The organism is Variovorax sp. GW823-FHT02B07 (assembly GCF_058797695.1).
This window is the reverse complement of the sequence record NZ_JBXAJX010000001.1, coordinates 1,283,204-1,301,894: the sequence shown is the minus strand read 5'-3', so window position 1 is coordinate 1,301,894 and position 18,691 is coordinate 1,283,204. Positions and strand designations below refer to the sequence as shown.

At 69.4% G+C, this 18,691-nt stretch carries 14 protein-coding genes; 7 read left to right on the top strand and 7 right to left on the bottom strand.

Annotation, left to right across the window (positions count from 1 at the left end; all coding sequences use genetic code 11):
- The first annotated feature begins 55 nt into the window (after positions 1-55).
- The gene (locus AC1RGU_RS06140; RefSeq protein ID WP_492695419.1) at positions 56-3,556 is read left to right on the top strand and encodes a transglutaminase family protein; all 3,501 of its coding nucleotides are present in this window, start codon (positions 56-58) and stop codon (positions 3,554-3,556) included.
- A gap of 30 nt (positions 3,557-3,586) precedes the next feature.
- Here AC1RGU_RS06140 and AC1RGU_RS06135 read toward each other — a convergent pair whose 3' ends face one another.
- Complete coding sequence (locus AC1RGU_RS06135) at positions 3,587-4,231, bottom strand: ORF6N domain-containing protein (protein ID WP_492695417.1); 645 nt, start codon at positions 4,229-4,231, stop codon at positions 3,587-3,589.
- 83 nt (positions 4,232-4,314) lie between these two features.
- Here AC1RGU_RS06135 and AC1RGU_RS06130 point away from each other — a divergent pair, with 83 nt between their 5' ends.
- From AC1RGU_RS06130 to AC1RGU_RS06115, 4 genes are read left to right on the top strand one after another with little or no spacing between them, the layout of a single operon-like run.
- Positions 4,315-7,059: a circularly permuted type 2 ATP-grasp protein gene (locus AC1RGU_RS06130; RefSeq protein WP_492695415.1), complete on the top strand. Its 2,745-nt coding sequence runs from the start codon at positions 4,315-4,317 to the stop codon at positions 7,057-7,059.
- 42 nt (positions 7,060-7,101) lie between these two features.
- Positions 7,102-7,923, top strand: coding sequence for a basic amino acid ABC transporter substrate-binding protein (locus tag AC1RGU_RS06125; RefSeq protein WP_492695413.1), 822 nt, complete (start codon positions 7,102-7,104; stop codon positions 7,921-7,923).
- Between the two features lie 15 nt (positions 7,924-7,938).
- Positions 7,939-8,931, top strand: coding sequence for a transglutaminase family protein (locus tag AC1RGU_RS06120; protein ID WP_492695412.1), 993 nt, complete (start codon positions 7,939-7,941; stop codon positions 8,929-8,931).
- Complete coding sequence (locus tag AC1RGU_RS06115; protein ID WP_062476784.1) at positions 8,928-9,386, top strand: RidA family protein; 459 nt, start codon at positions 8,928-8,930, stop codon at positions 9,384-9,386. Before AC1RGU_RS06120 ends, AC1RGU_RS06115 begins: the two co-directional genes overlap by 4 nt.
- A gap of 22 nt (positions 9,387-9,408) precedes the next feature.
- Here the strand turns inward: AC1RGU_RS06115 and AC1RGU_RS06110 are convergent, their stop codons facing one another.
- The gene (locus AC1RGU_RS06110) at positions 9,409-10,527 is read right to left on the bottom strand and encodes an ABC transporter substrate-binding protein (RefSeq protein ID WP_492695411.1); all 1,119 of its coding nucleotides are present in this window, start codon (positions 10,525-10,527) and stop codon (positions 9,409-9,411) included.
- 200 nt (positions 10,528-10,727) lie between these two features.
- Between AC1RGU_RS06110 and AC1RGU_RS06105 the strand changes: the two genes are divergently transcribed.
- Positions 10,728-11,792: a sensor histidine kinase gene (locus AC1RGU_RS06105; protein WP_487849164.1), complete on the top strand. Its 1,065-nt coding sequence runs from the start codon at positions 10,728-10,730 to the stop codon at positions 11,790-11,792.
- Positions 11,789-12,421 (top strand): response regulator, encoded by a 633-nt coding sequence (locus AC1RGU_RS06100; RefSeq protein WP_062476788.1) that lies wholly within the window; start codon positions 11,789-11,791, stop codon positions 12,419-12,421. Before AC1RGU_RS06105 ends, AC1RGU_RS06100 begins: the two co-directional genes overlap by 4 nt.
- 17 nt (positions 12,422-12,438) lie before the next feature.
- Here the strand turns inward: AC1RGU_RS06100 and AC1RGU_RS06095 are convergent, their stop codons facing one another.
- From AC1RGU_RS06095 to AC1RGU_RS06075, 5 genes are all read right to left on the bottom strand, one after another.
- The gene (locus tag AC1RGU_RS06095) at positions 12,439-14,193 is read right to left on the bottom strand and encodes a carboxylesterase/lipase family protein (RefSeq protein ID WP_492695409.1); all 1,755 of its coding nucleotides are present in this window, start codon (positions 14,191-14,193) and stop codon (positions 12,439-12,441) included.
- 166 nt (positions 14,194-14,359) lie between these two features.
- On the bottom strand, positions 14,360-15,364 hold the full coding sequence (locus tag AC1RGU_RS06090; protein ID WP_492695407.1) for a hypothetical protein: 1,005 nt from the start codon (positions 15,362-15,364) through the stop codon (positions 14,360-14,362).
- Positions 15,361-16,113, bottom strand: coding sequence for a hypothetical protein (locus AC1RGU_RS06085; protein ID WP_492695405.1), 753 nt, complete (start codon positions 16,111-16,113; stop codon positions 15,361-15,363). Before AC1RGU_RS06085 ends, AC1RGU_RS06090 begins: the two co-directional genes overlap by 4 nt.
- A 269-nt stretch (positions 16,114-16,382) precedes the next feature.
- Positions 16,383-17,042 carry an aspartate/glutamate racemase family protein gene (locus AC1RGU_RS06080; protein ID WP_492695404.1) on the bottom strand — a complete coding sequence of 220 codons (660 nt, stop codon included), beginning with the start codon at positions 17,040-17,042 and terminating at the stop codon, positions 16,383-16,385.
- 40 nt (positions 17,043-17,082) lie between these two features.
- Positions 17,083-18,537 carry an MFS transporter gene (locus AC1RGU_RS06075; protein WP_492695402.1) on the bottom strand — a complete coding sequence of 485 codons (1,455 nt, stop codon included), beginning with the start codon at positions 18,535-18,537 and terminating at the stop codon, positions 17,083-17,085.
- Positions 18,538-18,691 lie beyond the last annotated feature (154 nt).

Here is an 18,691-nt window from a genome sequence, read left to right as displayed (position 1 = left end):
GTCTCACCAGAGACATCTTTTCGATGCAACCTCGCTGCACTGCACGCCCCTACGCATGTCCATCCACGCCGCACTCCACCACGTCACCCACTACACATACGACCGCCTGGTGCAGTTGGGCCCGCAAGTCGTGCGACTGCGCCCCGCGCCCCATTGCCGCAGCAATGTGATCTCGTACTCGCTGCGGGTCGAGCCGGCCGAGCACTTCGTCAACTGGATGCAGGACCCGTTCGCCAACTACCAGGCGCGGCTCGTGTTCCCCGAGAAGACGCGCGAGTTCAAGGTCACGGTCGACCTCGTGGTCGAGATGGCGGTCTACAACCCCTTCGACTTCTTCCTCGAGCCGCAGGCCGAGAACTTCCCCTTCAAGTACACGGCCTCGCAGGCGGAAGAGCTGGCGCCCTACCTCGTCACCGAGAAGCCCACGCCGCTGCTGCAGGCCTACCTCGACAGGATCGAGCGCAAGGAGCAGCGCACCATCGACTTCCTGGTCGGCATCAACCAGCAGGTGCAAAAGGACGTCAGCTACCTCATCCGCATGGAGCCCGGCGTGCAGACGCCCGAAGAAACGCTGAGCAACGGCAGCGGCTCGTGCCGCGACTCGGGCTGGCTGCTGGTGCAGCTGCTGCGCCACTGCGGCCTGGCCGCGCGCTTCGTGTCGGGCTACCTGATCCAGCTCACGCCCGACGTGAAGGCGCTCGACGGCCCCAGCGGCACCACGGTCGACTTCACCGACCTGCACGCCTGGTGCGAGGTGTTCCTGCCGGGCGCCGGCTGGATCGGCCTGGACGCCACCTCGGGCCTGCTCGCCGGCGAAGGCCACATTCCACTGGCCTGCACGCCCACGCCGTCGAGCGCCGCGCCCATCGAAGGTGGCGTCGACGAGTCCGAGGTCGAGTTCAGCCACGAGATGAAGGTCACGCGCATCTACGAATCGCCGCGCGTCACCAAGCCCTACACCGAAGAACAATGGGCCGAGGTGCTCGCGCTCGGCGACGCGGTCGATGCGCGCCTCGTCGCCGGCGACGTGCGCCTGACCATGGGCGGCGAGCCCACCTACGTGGCCACCAGCGACCGCGACGCGCCCGAATGGAACACCGACGCGCTCGGCCCCACCAAGCGCGGCTACGCCACCGAGCTCGTGCACAAGCTGCGCGCCGAGTACGGCCAGGGCGGCTTCCTGCATTTCGGCCAGGGCAAGTGGTACCCGGGCGAGCAGCTGCCGCGCTGGGCGCTGTCGATCTTCTGGCGCGCCGACGGCCAGACGCTGTGGCACGACCCCGAGCTGTTCGCCGACGAACGCTTTCCCACGCACTACACGAGCGAGGATGCGCGCCGCTTCACCACCGTGCTGGCGCACAAGCTGGGCCTCACCGAGCGCTACATCCAGGCCGGCTACGAGGACACCTACTACTACCTGTGGCGCGAACGCCGCCTGCCGGTGAACGTCGACCCCTTCGACTCCAAGCTCGACGACGAACTCGAACGCGTGCGCCTGCGCCGCGTGTTCACGCAGAAGCTCGACGCGGTGATCGGCTACATGCTGCCCATCGAACCCGGCAACGCCAACAGCGACGCGCCCGCGCTCGCCGGCCCCGGCTGGAAGACCGGCCCCTGGTTCCTGCGCGACGACCGCCTGTTCCTGATCCCGGGCGACTCGCCCATGGGTTACCGCCTGCCGCTCGACTCGCAACCGTGGGCCAGCAAGGGCGACTACCCCTATCTCATCGAGCGCGACCCGACCGCGCCGCGCGCGGCGTTGCCCAGCGCGTCCGACTACCGCGCGCGCTATGCCACCGCCACCCCGGTGGCCGGCGCCGACCTGGGCGAGGTGCCCTACACCTTCGGCGCGCCGCCCGTGGTGGCCGCGTCGCTGCGCATGCAAAGCCCCGGCGATGCGGCGAAGGGCGATGCAGCAGCTGCTGCGGATGCCGCCACGCCCGCCACGCGCCAGCCGCTGCGCGGCGAATCGGCCCACTGGGTCACGCGCACCGCGCTGTGCGTCGAGGTGCGCGACCCGCGCCGCGCCAACGGCCCCGCGGCCGAAAAGAAAGGCAGCGCCTCGGGCGTGCTCTACGTCTTCATGCCGCCACTGGCGCGCCTGGAGGACTACCTCGACCTCGTCGCCGCCGTCGAAGCCACCGCGCAGCAGCTGGGCGTGCGCATCGTGATGGAAGGCTACCCGCCGCCGCGCGATCCGCGCCTGAAGATGCTGGCCGTGACGCCCGACCCGGGCGTGATCGAGGTCAACATCCACCCGGCCCACAACTGGAAGGAACTCGTCGACCACACCGAGTTCCTCTACAACGCCGCGTTCGAGACGCGCCTGTCGGCCGAGAAGTTCATGACCGACGGCCGCCACACCGGCACCGGCGGCGGCAACCACTTCGTGATGGGCGGCGCCACGCCCGCCGACAGCCCCTTCCTGCGCCGGCCCGAACTGCTGGCCAGCCTGCTGCTGTACTGGCACAACCACCCGTCGCTGAGCTACCTGTTCTCGGGCATGTTCATCGGCCCGACCAGCCAGGCGCCGCGCGTAGACGAGGCGCGCAACGACCAGGTCTACGAACTCGAAATCGCGCTGAAGGAAATCGCCAAGAACCGCGAGATCTACGGCCAGAATATGCCCGCGTGGCTGGTCGACCGCACGCTGCGCAACATCCTGATCGACGTGTCGGGCAACACGCACCGCAGCGAGTTCTGCATCGACAAGCTCTACTCGCCCGACTCCAGCACCGGCCGCCTCGGCCTCCTGGAACTGCGCGCCTTCGAGATGCCGCCGCATGCGCGCATGAGCATCGCGCAGCAGCTGCTGATCCGCGCGCTGGTCGCCCGCTTCTGGGACGCGCCCTACCAGGCGCCCGTCACCCGCTGGGGCACCGAGCTGCACGACCGCTTCCTGCTGCCGACCTTCGTGAAGATGGACTTCGACGACGTCATCAGCGAGATGCGCCAGGCCGGCTTTGCCTTCGATGCCGACTGGTTCGCACCGCACTTCGAGTTCCGCTTCCCGCTCGTGGGCCAGATGCAGTCGATGGGCGTGGAGCTGTCGCTGCGCAACGCGCTCGAACCGTGGCACGTGATGGGCGAGGAAGGCTCGGCCGGCGGCACGGTGCGCTATGTCGATTCGTCGCTGGAGCGCATCGAAGTGCGCGTGACCGGCCTGAACGAAAGCCGCCACGTCGTCACCGTCAACGGCAAGGTGCTGCCGCTGCAGCCCACGGGCGTCACCGGCGAGTTCGTGGCCGGCGTGCGCTACAAGGCCTGGAACCCGCCTTCGGCGCTGCACCCCAGCATTCCGGCCCACGCACCGCTGACCTTCGACCTCGTCGACACCTGGATGAAGCGCTCGCTGGGCGGCTGCCAGTACTTCGTCGCCCACCCGGGCGGTCGCAACTACGACACCTTCCCGGTCAACGCCTACGAGGCCGAGAGCCGTCGCCACTCGCGCTTCACGCGCACCGGCCACACCCCGGGCCTGCTGCGCACGCCGCCGGCCACCATCGAGCTGCCGGGCAGCCGGGAGTTTCCGTTCACGCTGGACCTGCGGCGCTGAGGAACGAGGTGGGCTCTGTTCGTGCGGGGCTTATTGCTTGCCGCGCGCCTTCGGAGCCTTCTTCTCATCGGGCGTCACAAAGCCGATGGGCCGCCTGGGCGGATCGGGTGGCGTCGTCAGCGCCTTGATGGCATCGAAGACCTGGCGCAGCTGGTTGCGCGTGTTGCTGCTGAACGATTCCTGCCGCATGTCGATCAGCTCGGTCTTGTCTTCCAGCTCGCTCAAACGCCTGGCCAGGTCCTGGTGCGTGGTGACCAGCGTCCGTACCCGCACGAAGGTGCGCATGATCTCGATGTTGACCGCAATGGCGCGCGGGCTACCGAGCACCGAGGACAGCATCGCCACGCCCTGCTCGGTGAACACGTAGGGTGCCGTGCGTCGGCCGCCACGGCCGGTGTTTGAGGTCACAGTTTGTGACCTCAAAGCCGCCCACTCCTCAGGCGAAAGCTGGAACATGAAATCGGCCGGAAAGCGTTCGGCATTGCGCTTGACCGCCTGCACCAGCACCTTGGTCTGCACGTCGTAAAGCACCGCTAGGTCGGAATCGAGCATCACGCGCTGCTCTCGCAATGACAGGATGCGGCTCTCGATATGTGGTTGCAGCGGTGAGTTGGGGGACGCCGCGCTCATGTGAAGAGATGGATTGTTTTTTTGATTATGGCTACCGCTGTTCATGTACGGACCTTCAACGCCTTCATTTCGCCTCGCGAGACGGTGCGCGGAGGCCCCGGTGACGGTGATGTGACAATCTCCCCCCTGTGGAACCCCTGAACGAATCCCTGTTCGACGCCCAGGCCCCGGAGCATCCGGCGGCCCTGGCGTCTTCGCTCGCGCCGGCGGCCCTGCCTGGGCATTTCGACGAATTGCGGGGACAGGCAACGCCCGCGGCGCCCTCACGGCCGGTGTCGGGCGCGGCCCCGGCGCCCGCCGCGGCCCCGCTGCTGTACGACGCCGCCGAGGAGCGACCTGCTCCGTCGCAATCGCAGTCCCAGTCACAGTCCTCCTCGCAATCGCAGGCACAGGAACCCTCACCCTCCAGCGAGCAGCCCCCGCTCACCCCCGCCTGGAACGCCTTCTTCGAACAGCTCGGCCCCGGCGGCATCAACGACCTGCCGCGGCGCGCGGTCAGCCTGGAGCGGCAGATCCGCGACAACGGCGTCACCTACAACGTGTACGCCGACGCCAACGGCCCGCAGCGGCCGTGGTCGCTCGACCTGTTCCCGCTGATCGTCTCGCCCGAGAGCTGGGCCCAGGTCGAGGCCGGCGTGCAGCAGCGCGTGCGCGTGCTCGACCGCGTGATGGCCGACGCCTACGGCCCACAGCAGCTGCTGGCCGAGGGCCTGCTGCCGCCGGCACTGGTGCGCGGCCATCCGGGCTACCTGCGCGCGCTGCACGGCGTGAAGCCGGCGGGCGACACCTGGCTGCACATCGCCGCCTTCGACCTCGCGCGCGGCCCCGACGGCAACTGGTGGGTGGTCTCGCAGCGCACGCAGGCGCCTTCGGGCCTGGGCTACCTGCTGGAGAACCGCCTGGCGATCACGCGGCAGTTTCCGCAGGCCTTCGAGGCGTTGCAGGTACAGCGGCTGGCCGCCACCTACAGCGCCATGATGGAAGGCCTGCAGCGCATGTGCCCCTCGGGCTCGCCGCCGCACATCGCACTGCTCACGCCCGGCCCGTACAACGAGACCTACTTCGAGCACGCCTACCTGGCGCGCTACCTCGGCCTGACGCTGGTCGAGGGCAGCGACCTCACGGTGCGCGACCAGCGCCTGTACCTGAAGACGCTGCAGGGCCTGCGCCCGGTGCACGGTCTCATCAAGCGGCTCGACGACCAGTTCCTCGACCCGCTGGAGCTGCGCCCCGACTCCACGCTCGGCGTGCCCGGCCTGCTGCAGGCGATCCGTGCGGGCAACCTGCTCGTGGCCAACATGCCGGGCTCGGCCTTCCTTGAGTCGCCAGCGCTGCTGGGCTTCCTGCCGGGGCTGGCGCTGCGGCTCATCGGCGAGAAGCTCAAGCTGCCGGCACTGCCGACCTGGTGGTGCGGCGAACGCGCCGCGCTCGAGGCCGTGCTGCCGCAGCTCGGCGAAAGCGCCATCAAGCCGACCTACCCCGGCTTCCAGGGGCGCTCCAGTTTCGACGCCGTGTTCGGCAGCCAGCTCGGCCGCCGTGAAATCGACGAATGGGCCGGCCGCATCGTGCGCGAGGGCGACGTCCACACGGTGCAGGGCTACCTGCCGCTGTCGCAGATGCCGACCTGGGCCAGCGACCTCGGCCCCGGCCACATCGCACCGCGCGCGCTGATGCTGCGCGTGTTCGCAGTGAGCGACGGCCCGCAGTCGTGGCGCGTGCTGCCCGGCGGCCTGGCGCGCCTCGCGGGCCCCGACGCACAGATCGCCTCGATGCAGCGCGGCGGCAGCAGTGCCGACGTCTGGGTGCAGACGCACGGCGAGGTCGACCGCACCACGCTGCTGCAACCGCACGCCACGCCGGCCTCGCTGGCGCGGCACCGCGCGCCTGTCACCAGCCGCGCGGCCGAGAACATGTTCTGGCTCGGCCGCTACACCGAGCGCGCCGAGAACGCGGTGCGGCTGGCGCGGCTCACGCTCAACCTGCTGGGCAGCGAAGACCAGTCCTCGCGCCCGCTGCTCGAATGGCTGCACCGCATGGCGGTGCGCAATGCACTCGTGCCGGCCGAGGCGCCGAGCGCGCCGCAGTCCCGCCGCGTGTTCGAACGCGCACTCATCGCCGAGCTGGGCGACGTCGACAACGGTGGCAGCGTCGGCTACAGCCTGCGCAGCATCCGGCAGGCCGCGGCGGCCGTGCGCGAGCGGCTCTCGCAGGACAACTGGAACCAGATCGTGCGCGCCGAAAGCGACTTTTTGCGGCGCGCGGCCGAGCAGGCCGGCGAAGGCAGCTTTGCCGCCAGCGCCGCCTTGCGCGCGCTCGAATCCGCGAGCACCGCGCTGGCCGCCATGACCGGCGCGCAGACCGACCGCATGACGCGCGACGACGCCTGGCGGCTGCTGTCGATCGGCCGCCACATCGAGCGGCTGGGCTTTCTCTCGAGCGCGCTCGAGGCCGGCTTCGCCAACGGCGCCGTGCACGAGGTGAGCGGCTTCGAGGCGATGGTGGCGCTGTTCGACAGCACCATCACCTTCCATGCGCGCTACCAGCAGCGCCGCGACGTCGCCACGCTGGTCGACCTGCTGGTGCTCGACGCCGAGAACCCGCGTTCGCTGGCCTGGGTCACGCAGACGCTGCGCGGGCGCATCGCGCGGCTCGCGGGCAGCGCGCCGGGCAAGCTCACGGCCCTGTCGTACGAGCTGCCCGACCCGGCCACCTGGACGCTCGAACACCTGTGCGCGGCCGGCCCCGGCGCCGACTACCCCGCGCTGGTCGAGTTGCTCGCCACCTGCGAGACCGCGGCGTACCACGTGTCGGACGCCATCGGCACGCGCTACTTCACGCTCACGTCCGAATCGCTGCGCTCAGTGGGCGCCTGATTCCACAGATACACACAACGATATTTCGAAGGAGGCATTTCCATGTCCGGCATCGCCCTCAACCGCCGTCTCACACTGACCGCCGCCAGCCTCCTGGTCGGCCTCGCGCTCGCCGGCTGCGGCAAGCAGGAACCCGCCGCGCCCGGGGCCGCCTCGGCACCGCCGCCCGCTGCCGCACCGCGCGTGCTGGTCGTCGGCACCGATGCGGCCTACACGCCCTTCGAATCGCAGAACGAAAAGGGCGAGGTCGTGGGCTTCGACATCGACGTGGTGAAGGCCATCGCGCAGAAGGCCGGCATCGAGGTGAAGTTCGTCAACACGCCGTGGGAAGGCATCTTCAACACGCTCGAGCTGGGCGACCGCGACCTGCTGGTGTCGGCCATCACCATCACGCCCGAGCGCCGCCAGACGATGGACTTCTCGCAGCCCTACTTCGAGGCCCGCCAGCTCATCGCGGTGAAGAGCGATTCGACGGTCGCGAAGTTCGACGACATCAAGAAGCTCAAGGTCGGCGTGCAGAACGGCACCACCGGCGACGAGGTGGTGGGCAAGCTGCTGGGCAAGTCGAGCACCGACATCAAGCGCTTCGAATCGACGCCGCTGGCGCTCAAGGAACTCGAAGCCGGCGGCGTACAGGCCGTGGTGGCCGACAACGGCGTGGTGGCCCACTACCTGGCCAACAACCCGGGCGGCGGCTTCAAGACCGTGAGCGACGCCGGCTTCTCGACCGAGCAGTACGGCATCGCCGTGAAGAAGGGCAACGCCGAGCTGCTGGCGAAGATCGACAAGGGCCTGGCCGACATCAAGGCCGACGGCACCTACGCGAAGATCTACGCCTCGCACTTCGGCGCCGAGTCCAAGTAACCAGCGAGCCGCGCGATGCTGCTGCACGTCACCCACGAAACGCGCTACGCGTACGCGCCGGCGGTCGAGACGGCGCAGCACCTGGCGCACCTGCGCCCGCTGGCCACCGCCTCGCAGGAGCTCGTGAGCCACCAGCTCACGATCGACCCCGCGCCCGCGCAGCGCAACGAGGTGCCCGACCTGTACGGCAACACGCGCGCCTTCTTCGCGCTCGAGACAACGCACGACCACCTCATCGTCACGGCCGAAAGCGTCGTGAAAACCTCGGCGCCCGTGCTCTCGCCCGCCGTGGCACGCGAGCTGCCCTGGGAGACCGTGCGCGAGCGCTTCCGCTTTCGCAAGGACGCACCGTTCGACCCCGCCTCGGAGTTCGTGTTTCCCTCGCCGTACGTGCCGCGCCACGACGACTTCGTGGCCTACGCGCGCGCCAGCTTCGTGCCCGAACGTCCCACCTTCGACGTGGCGATGGACCTCACCGAGCGCATGTACCGCGACTTCGCCTACGACGCCGACAGCACCGAGATCAACACCCCCGCCGTCGAGGCCCTGGCGCAGCGCAAGGGCGTGTGCCAGGACTTCGCCCACATCCTCATCGCGTGCTTTCGCGCCATGGGCCTGCCGGCGCGCTACGTGAGCGGCTACCTGCTCACGCAGCCCCCGCCGGGCCAGCCGCGCCTGGTCGGCGCCGACGCCTCGCATGCGTGGGTGTCGGTGTATTTGCCTGGCGAGGGCGAAGGCCCCGAGAGCGTGGGTGGCTGGGCCGACTTCGACCCCACCAACGGCCGCCAGCCCGGCGAGGACTACGTCACGCTCGCCATCGGGCGCGACTACTCCGACGTCTCGCCGATGCGCGGCGTGCTGCATGGCGGCGCGCGCCACACGCTGCATGTCGGCGTGACCGTGCAACCCGTGGGGGAAGTGGTGCAGCTGCCGGCGTCGGCGGCGCAAACACAGACACAATCACCCCCGTCATCGTCATCATCATCCCCAGATCAGGAGTCTCCATGAGCGTTTACGACAAGCTTTCCAGCCTCGGCATTTCCCTGCCCCCGGTGTCCGCACCCGCCGCCGCCTACGTGCCCTTCGTGCAGACCGGCAACCTCGTGTTCCTGTCGGGCCACATCGCCAAGAAGGACGGCAAGGTCTGGGTCGGCCAGCTCGGCGCCAACATCGGCACCGACGAAGGCAAGCAGGCCGCGCGCGCCATCGCCATCGACCTGCTCGGCACGCTGCACGCGGCCGTGGGCGACCTGAACAAGGTCAAGCGCATCGTCAAGGTGATGAGCCTCGTGAACTCGGTCGGCACCTTCACCGAACAGCACCTGGTGACCAACGGCGCCAGCGAATTCTTCGCCGAAGTGTTCGGCCCCGAAAAGGGCGCGCATGCGCGCAGCGCCTTCGGCGTGGCGCAGATCCCGATGGGCGCCTGCGTCGAGATCGAGCTGATCGCCGAGATCGGCTGATCTTCTTCAGGGCGGCTCAGCCTCAATGAATGAGCCGCCCTCCGTTGCCGATCATTGAAAGCGTCACCGGATGCGGACGCACCCCGGGATCGTCGCCACTCGACACCGGAATCCCCTCGATCTCACGCCGCAGCATCAGCTTCATGGCGTCCTGCATCGAGCGGCGTGGTGAAGCGGCCAGCGCCGAGCGCGCGGCCTCCACCGTCACCATCGCCACCACGTACCCTTCCAGCGAAAAGTAGCTGAACTCGTCGCGGCCCATGTGGCTGCGCATGTCCTGCTGGTAGCGCTGCACCAGCGGCGAGGTTGCCAGCCGCGGGTTGGGCATGACCTGCGAGATCACCGTGCCGCGCGCCGCCGGCCCCACGCTCTTGGCGAGCACCTCGCCGTTGACGATCGAGAGCATGTACGGCGTCGGCCTCGCAACACCGCTCTCCGCCGCCAGCCCCGACAGCAGCTTCACCCCGCACGGCGTCACGCACAGCGCGAACAGCGCATCGGGCTTGGCCGCGCGCACGCTCGCGGCCAGCGCGGCGCCGTCCATCTGCGCCAGCGCCACGCCCTGCTGCCCCACCAGTTCGATGCCCGCGCCGCGCAGCGCGATCTCGAGCGCGGCAAAAGCGTCGCGCCCCAGCCCGTCGTCCTGCCAGACCGCGAAGACGCGCCGCTGTCGCACCGACACCGCCTGCGCGACCAGCTGGCGCACCTCGTCGGCGTAGCTTGCGCGCAGGTGGTAGATGAGCGCGCGCTGCGCGCCGTGCAGCGCCGAGGCGCCGGTCATCGCGCCGATCAGCGGCGTGCCCGCCTCGCGCATCGTCGGGTAGGCCGCGTCGATGTGCGAGGTGCCGGCCGACAGGCCCAGCGCATCGACCTTGTCCTGCACCACCAGCTGGCGGATGTTCTGCGTGTGGCGCTCCACCGAGTAGCCGTCGTCCAGCGCGCGCCACACCAGCTTGTGGCGCCCGAGCAGGCCCTCGCGCTGCACGCGCGCCAGGTAGGCGTCGATGCCGTCCTTCACGTTGCGCCCGGCCTCGCCGAGCGGCCCGCTCAGCGGCAGCGACTGCCCCACCACGATCTCGTCGGCGCGGCCCGGCAGGCCCAGGCACAGGAGGAGCAAAGGCGCAAGCCAGCGGTAGACCATCGTCGTGTCGTCCTTGCCGGCGTCGCCGGCCGTGGGGCAGCCTGAAGCAGGCGGGCCCCGATCTTGGCGGCGCAGCGCATGCGGCGGCCATCGGACATTTCCGGCCGGCGCTACGGGGAACCCTGCTGCTCGCAAACCCTCGGGCGCGGCCGTGCGGCGCGGCCCGCGACCTATCATGCAGCGCGCCACCGCCCGCCCCCATGACAGCACCCGCCCGCGAGAGCCTGCAGGACATGCCCTTCGACACCATCGTCGAACAGGCGGTGGCGGGCATCTACGTGATCCAGGACGACCGCTTCGTCTACTGCAACGCGACCTGGGCCGCCATCGTGGGCTACACCGCAGAGGAAATGACCGGCATGTCGCTGGCCGAGATCGTGCCGCCCGACTTCGTGGAAGTCGTGCGCTCGCGCATCCGCATCCGGCTGGCGGGCAATCCGCCGAGCATGCACTTCATCACGCGCGGCCTGCACCGCGACGGGCGCGTGCGCTTCGTCGAAGTCCACGGCTCGCGCATCGAGCACCGGGGCCGCCCGGCCGTGATGGGCGTGGGCGTGGACGTGACCGACCGCGTGCGCAACGAGGAAGAGCGCCAGCGCTCGCGCGAGCAGTTGCAGGCCCTGGCGGCCTACACCGCCAACAAGCTCGAGGAGCAGCGACTGGCGCTGTCGCGCGACGTGCACGACGTGCTCGGCGGCATGCTGACCTCGATCAAGATGGACGCCACGCGCATCCAGCGCCGCGCCGACAACCCCGAGGTGCAGGCGCTCACGCAGGGCCTGATCGCGCTCACGCAGCAGACCATCGACACGGTCAAGCAGATCTCGGAGGCGCTGCGCCCCAGCGCGCTCGACCACCTCGATCTGTCGGTGGCGCTGGCCCACGAGCTGCAGGCCTTCACGCGCCGCTCGGGCGTGCTGCATTCGCTGGACACCGACGCGCCCGCGCTGCGGCTCGCGCCCAAGCAGGCCACCGCCGTCTACCGCATCTTCCAGGAAGGCCTGACGAACGTCCTGCGCCACGCGAAGGCGCAGCGCGTGGACGTGCGGCTGCGCGTGGACGGCGAACGCCTGCGGCTCGCGCTGCACGACGACGGCTGCGGCTTCGACCCCGACGCGCCCGAGGGCAGCGCGCTGGGCCTTCTGAGCATGCGCGAACGCGCGCGCGAGATCGGTGGCGAGCTGCACATCCACGCGGCGCCCGGCGCGGGCACGCGCCTGGCGCTGAGCGTGCCGCTGCTGCAGCCGGAGAACGGCCCGGCATGATCGACATCCTGATGGTCGACGACCACACGATCTTCCGCTCGGGCCTGCAGCGGCTGCTGCTCGACGAGACCGACCTGCGCACCACGGCCGAGGCCGGCAACGGCGCCGAAGCGCTCGAGCTGGTGCGCCAGCGCCGCTTCGACGTGGTGCTGCTGGACATCAACATGGAAGGCCGCAACGGCCTGGAGGTGCTGGCCTCGATCCGCGCGCTGCAGCCCGCGCTGCCGGTGCTCATGCTGTCGATGTACGCCGAGGAACAGTACGCGCTGGTCGCCATCCAGGCCGGCGCGCGCGGCTACATCGCGAAAGACGCGGAGCCCGCCGAGCTGGTGCGCGCGATCCGCTGCGTCGCGGCCGGCGGCCAGTACCTGAGCGCGCGCGCCGCCTCGCAGGTCAGCGGCCAGCTCGAAGGCCGCGACGACCGCCCCGCGCACCAGCGCCTCACGGTGCGCGAGCACCAGATCATGCTCATGATGCTCAAGGGCCTGTCGCTCACCGCCATCGGCGACGAGATGCTCATCAGCGTGAAGACCGTGAGCACGCACCGCAGCAACATCCTCGACAAGCTGGGCGTGGCCAGCACGGCGGAGCTGGTGCTCTATGCCGTGCGGCACGGGATCATCCAGTAGCTGGCTTTTTCAGGAGCTCAGCGAGTACCGTTGCGCAGTGGGTCCACCGAATCGGGCAGCGCGTTGAAGTCGATCTGCTGGAACAGGAACTCGCGTTGCTGCGGCGACAGCAGCGAGTAGCGCGGCCAGAAGAACAGGTAGTCGTCGGCCGACATGCGCGGCTGGTTGTCGAAGACCATGCGCTTGCTGCACAGCAGGCACACGAAGTTGGTCCAGTTGTTCCAGGTCGTCTGGCCGTCGAACATGCGGCTCGGTGCGCCGTAGCGGGCAAAGCTCGCCGCGTGGCCGATGAACTTGTCCGACAGCGCCTTGCGGCTGCTGGCGTTCGCGGGGCTCCAGGCAAAGCGCATGAAGTTCGGCTCGTCGGTCACGAAGTTGCCGAACAGCGCCGCCACGTCGATGCCGTGGAACGCGCCGAAGGTGTCCTTCCAGGGCTGCGGCGTGTCGTCCCAGTTGTAGTTGTAGCGGTAGATGTCGCCGTTCTGCAGGCGCAGCACGCGGATCACGTTGTCGATCACGTTGTCCAGCGCGTAGCTGATCACTTCATGCGTCTGCGTGTAGATCGGCCGGAACTCGGGCTTGATCAGCTGGTTGAAGGTGACGCTGCCGGGCGCCGCGTAGTTGGTCAGGTTCCACAGCTCCTGCTGCGAGGGCTGGCCCATGCCGAACAGGAAGGCGAAGTACGAGCCCTCATCGTGCGTGGAGCCGATCATCAGCGGCATCTTGTTGTAGTTGCCCGCGAGCAGCCCGGGCAGCCCGCTCGCACGGATCACGGTGCCGTCGGTGAAGTGGCCCGGCACCACGGGGCTGGGCGTGAACTTCATGATCTGCGCCGCGCTCGCACCGCGCAGCAAGGCGGCGATGTCGGACTGGCTCATCGTCACGCGCTGCGCCGCGGCCTGCAGCGTGGTCGAGGCGCGGCCGGTGTCGACCAGCAGGTTGTCGATGAGCGAGTCGGCCGCCAGCGTGCCCACCACTGGCGGATAGGCATTGGGCACGCCCGACATGCACAGCGCGCGGTGGAACTTGCCGTCGGCCAGCGGCGACTGCAGCAGGCCCCAGGTGTTGATGCAGCCGGCCGACTGGCCCGCCACCGTCACCTGCCCCGGGTTGCCGCCGAAGGCGCGCGCGTTGGCCTTCACCCAATCGAGCGCGCGCACGAGGTCCAGCGTGGTGAAGTTGCCCGAGTCGTCCAGCGCGTTGCCGGTCTTCATGGCCGGGTGGTTCAGCCAGCCCAGCATGCCCATGCGGTACTGCACGGTGACCACCACCATGTTGGCCTTCTGCGCCAGGTAGGCGCCGTCGTAGGCCGGCTCGCGCGCCGAGCCCTTGGTGTTGCTGCCGCCGTGGATCCAGAAGAACACCGGCAGGTTCTCGGCGCTGGAGTTCGGGCGCCACACGTTCAGGTACAGGCAGTCTTCGGTGCCCACGGGCTGGCCGAAGGTGGCCGGGTCGGGCTCGCCGAAGGGGTTGCCGACCTGCGCGCACATGCCGGCCAGCGTGGTCGCGGCGCGCGCGCCGCTCCACGGCTGCGGCGGCTGCGGGGCGCGCCAGCGCAGGTTGCCCACCGGCGGCTGCGCGAAGGGAATGCCCAGGAAGGCGTGCGTGTTGTTGGCCGCGACCTTGCCGTAGATCTGGCCGGCGTCCAGCGTGCGCGTGAGGCTCTGGTTGTAGGCGGCCAGCGCGGGCGCCGCGAGCATCGCGAGCGCCCACAGGACCGTGGTGCGAAGCAGCAGGCGAACGAGGCCTGCGAGAGAACGGGAGCGGTGCATGGTGGTTGTCTCCTCGAGGTGGATGCGGCGGGCTCTGACGGCCTCGGTCATGCATCGATTCTCGTGAGCACCCTGCCCCGCTCGCCTCGGTGTCATCGCAGGGGGGCGGCAAGAATCCTCCGATTGACATCCGCCCCGCAAAGGGCCATGCAACGCTTGGCCGCTGCTACTTGCGCTTCCAGCTCGCCACGGTGATGAACACGCCGGTTTCCTTCGCGTCGCGCAGGCGCACGCTGTAGCGGCCCGCGCCGTCGGTGCCGTTGAAGACGACCTCGCGGCCCTCTTCGTCCAGCGTCGCGCCCTTGGCGAGTTCGCGGTAGGTGTCGACCAGCTTGGCGATCGGCTCGTAGCTGCGCAGCGTGACCTCGGCATCGGGCAGCTGCGCCTCGGGGCGCTGCGAGCGCTCGTAGGCCGTGCGCATCGGCAGGCCGGCCAGGCCCTTGGGCAGCACGATCTTGCCGGCGCTGGCGGTGCTGTTCACCTCGGCCGTCTGCACCAGCAGCGGATGCAGCGACGCCGGGAAGCCCGGCGGCAGCTGCTCGGCGCGCCAGCCCGGCACGCCGGGCTGGCCGGTGATGTATTCGACGCTGGCGATCTTCTGCGCGGCGGCCACGTCCGCCGGATCGTCGCTGTCGGCCATGGCCGCGAGGAACGACGGCAGCTGCTTGCTCCAGGCCACCAGCGGCGCGGCGTCGGCCTGGCTGGCACCGGCACGCTGGAAGACCGACAGCACGGTCTGCGGCAAGGGGTTGCACACCTTGGGGTCGTCGCGCTTGGCGGCCGCGCGGCAGTGGCCGTTGACCAGCCCCACCGCCTGCACGCGGCCGTCGGCGTCGATCAGCATCGCCGCGCGCTCTTCGCCGTGGCCGCCGCCGCTGACGGACGCAATGACCTGGCGGCCGTCGGGCCACACGGTGCGCGTGACGTCGAACTTCGAGCGCATGCCTTCGAGCAGCTGCTGCGCGATCAGCGTGTCGGGCTCGGTGTAGCTGCCGCGCGCGTAGCCGACCAGGCCGATCACGGCGCTGCGGATGCGCGTCTGCTCGCTGAGGCGCAGGGTGGGCGGCGGCAGTTCGGTCGTGACGGGGCCGGCCGTGTCTTGTGCATGGGCTGCGAACGCGCAGGCGAACAGCAGCGACGCGAGCGCCGCCGGAATCAACTTCTTCTTCATTCTGAAATCTCCACTTCGATGTTCGTGATCGCGGGCATGTCACGCGGGACCGTCGTGCTGACGGAGAAGCTCAGGCCGTTGCGGCTGCCGGCGATGAAGCCGTCGCCGGACTCGATGTCCTTCAGCGGCGGCGACAGCTGCTTGTAGAACGCCAGCACCTGCTGCGGCGTGTCGACGGTCTGCAGGCGCAGCACGCGCTTGGCCTTGGCGTCGCTCAGTGCGTCCTGCGCGGTGCCGTAGATCAGCGCCTTGGGGTACAGCGGCACCTGCGCGGAGAAGGCCTTGTTGGGCCGCACGATGGGACGCGCCGTGGTGCGCGCGGCGTCCATCGTGACGTACTCGGTCGTGGCGATCTTCTCGCCCACGCCCTCGCCGCCCTGCATGCGGTCGGGAACCTGCTGGCTCCATGCGACCAGCGGTTGCGCCTTGGTGCGGTCGAGGCCGGGGCGCAAGAAGATCGAGAGCACGGCATGCTGGTCGTCGAGGCAACCGCTCGACGACGAGTCCTTGCCGCAGCTGCGATGCACCAGTGCGGCAGCCAGCACGTCACCGCTGCGGTCGTCGACCAGCACGGCCGCGCGCTCGCCGCCGTCGTAGGGCCGGCGGTACGACGAAAGCAGTCGTTGGCCGTCAGGCAGCGCCTGCTGCTTGCGGTCGGGGCGCGAGGCCAGGCCCGAGATCAGCTGCTCGGCCAGCAAGCCTTCGGGCCAGTAGTACGAGCCCGACGCCATGCCCGCGAAGCGCGTCACGGCAAGGTCGAGTGCGGGGGCCTGGGATGTTTCCGGGGCGCGCTCGTGATGCGGCACGAGGACCAGCTGGGGTGTCGCGGTTTGTGCGACGGCGCCGAGGGAAGAGAGAAGAAGAAAAGCGAGGAAAGCGGAACGCGGTCGAAGGTGAGGCATGCAAAAAAGAAAACGAACGATGCGGCTTGCCCGACGTTTGCGGACAAGTGTGTCGTTTCATTCTAGAAGGCGTTCATTGCCCAAACGCCTTGCCTCTCATCGCCGCGACCATCGTCTCACGGCGTGACCGCGAGCTTCGAACACAGCAGCCGCATCGCCGCACCGATCGGCGCGATCACCGGCACCTCGAAGCGCGGTGCGAGCGCGAGCGCCGCCTGCCCGAGCGGACCGCCGCCGATGATCACGGCCTGCGCGCCGTCGTCGTCGATGCAGCGTTGCACGGCCTGCGCCAAGGCCTCTTCGAGCGCCTTCGCATCGGCCGCGAGCGCGCGCGGATCGCCTTGCGTGAGGCGGATGCCGCTGAACTGCGCGCGCAAGCCGAGCGCGGCGGCGCGCGCTTCGATGGGCGCCACGAGGTCGGGCGTGACGGTGGCGATGCCGAAGCGGCGTCCGCCCTCGCCCGCCGCGAGCATCGAGGCTTCGGCGATGCCGACCACGGGCACGCCGACCTCGCGCCGCAGCAGCGCCACGCCGGGGTCGCCGAAGGCGCTGACGATCACGCCGTCCCAGCCCTCGCCCGCCGCCGCGCGCCACACCTTCAGCACCTCGAGCGCGGCCGCGTTCAGCTCGTCTTCGTTGACGATCATCGGCGGGCCCTGCACGGCCGTGCGGCCGGTCACGCGGCAACCGGCGGGCGCGTCAGCGGACGCGATGCCGACCATCATGTCGGTGGTGGCGACGGAGGCGTTGGGGTTGATGAGCAGGATGTCGGGCATGCGGAAAAACGCTTTCTTTGGAGATCGTTCGGTGCGTGGCTCAGTTCGAGCGGGCCAGCGTCGCGCCCGGTGCGCGGTCTTCGGCCTCGGCCTCGCCGGGCAGCGGCAGCGCATCGGGCGACTGGCCGTAGGTCTCGGGCACGCACTGCACGCTGGCGACGAACACCGCGTACATCGCGGCGGCCAGGCCGAACACGCCGACCAGCCCGAAGCTGTCGAACAGGCGGCCCGCCACCAGCGGCATCAGCGCGCCGGCCGCCGTGCCCGTGGCCAGGATGAAGGCCGTGCCGAAGGCGCGCACGCGCGTCGGGTACAGCTCGGGCGCGAAGATCCAGATGGTGGTGTTCAGCAGCAGCACGAAGAACTGGAACACCGCGCCCGCAATGAGGATCACGACGATGCTCTTGGCCACGAAGCCGATGGTCAGCGCCGCGAGGCAGGCGCACACAGCGCCGGCCGTCAGCACGCGCTTGCGCGGAAAGTGAAAGCCCAGCAGCGAGGCCGCGATGGCGCCCAGCAGGCTGCCGCCCTGCATCACCATCGTGAACAGCAGGCTCTTGGACATGCTGTAGCCCAGCGTCACGAGGATGGTCGGCATCAGCGTGAGCACCGAGATCTGCGCGCCGTAGGTCATCCAGATCGTGATGCACAGCGGCACCGTGCGCCGCGCGAGTGCGCCGCGGAAAATTTCGGTCATGCGCACCTTCGGCCGGGCGGCCTGCGCCAGCGTGCCGTCGTCGGTGATGTATGGCTGCGGCGCCGCCGGCTTGCCCGACAGCCGCCCCGAGGCGAGGCGCGACAGCACCGCGTTGGTTTCCTTCACGCGCCCCTGCGACAGCAGGAAGCGCGGCGTCTCGGGGATGTAGCGGCGGTAGAAGGCGCCCAGCAGCGCCGGCACCATGAGGCAGGCGAACAGCCAGCGCCAGGCGTTGTCGCCCGGGAACATCCAGAACACCAGCAGGCCGAAGCCCGGTGCGAGGAAGTTGCCCAGCCCGCCCGCGCCCACGTTCACCATCCCCACGGCCGTGCCGCGGAACTTGGTCGAGCAGAACTCGGCCAGCATGGTCACGGCAATGGCGATCTCGCCGCCCAACCCGAAGCCCACGACCGCGCGGCCCAGCGCCATCACCGTGAAATTGGGCGCCATCGCGCAGATGCCTGCGCCGAGCGTGAACAGCAGCAGGTCGATCGACAGCATCACGCGCCGGCCGTAGCGGTCGGCGATGAAGCCCGAAATGATCCGTCCGATGGCCGCGCAGGCGAAGGTGACGGTGTTCAGGAAGCCGATGTCGGAGGCGCTCAGCCCCCACTGCTCGCGCAGCATCGGGCCGACGATGCCGACCGCGTTCTGCTCGAAGGCGTCGAACAGGCAGCCGATGAGGATCAGGAAAATGATCGTGTGGTGCGAACGCGTGACGCCGATGGTGTCGAGCGCGCGATCGAGCTCCGCGACTCGGGGCGAGTCGGGCCCGGAAGAAAGTGCAGGTCCAGCCATGAGAAACCTCTGAAGAAGGAATGAAGTGCTTGCTTGCGCGTGGCAGCCCGATGTCGCGGATCGCATCGTAGGCCGCATCACGCCTGAATGGCATATGGATTTCACCTACTTTGAATAGTTGAAATTCAAATTTCATTCAGTTGCGAGCGCTTGC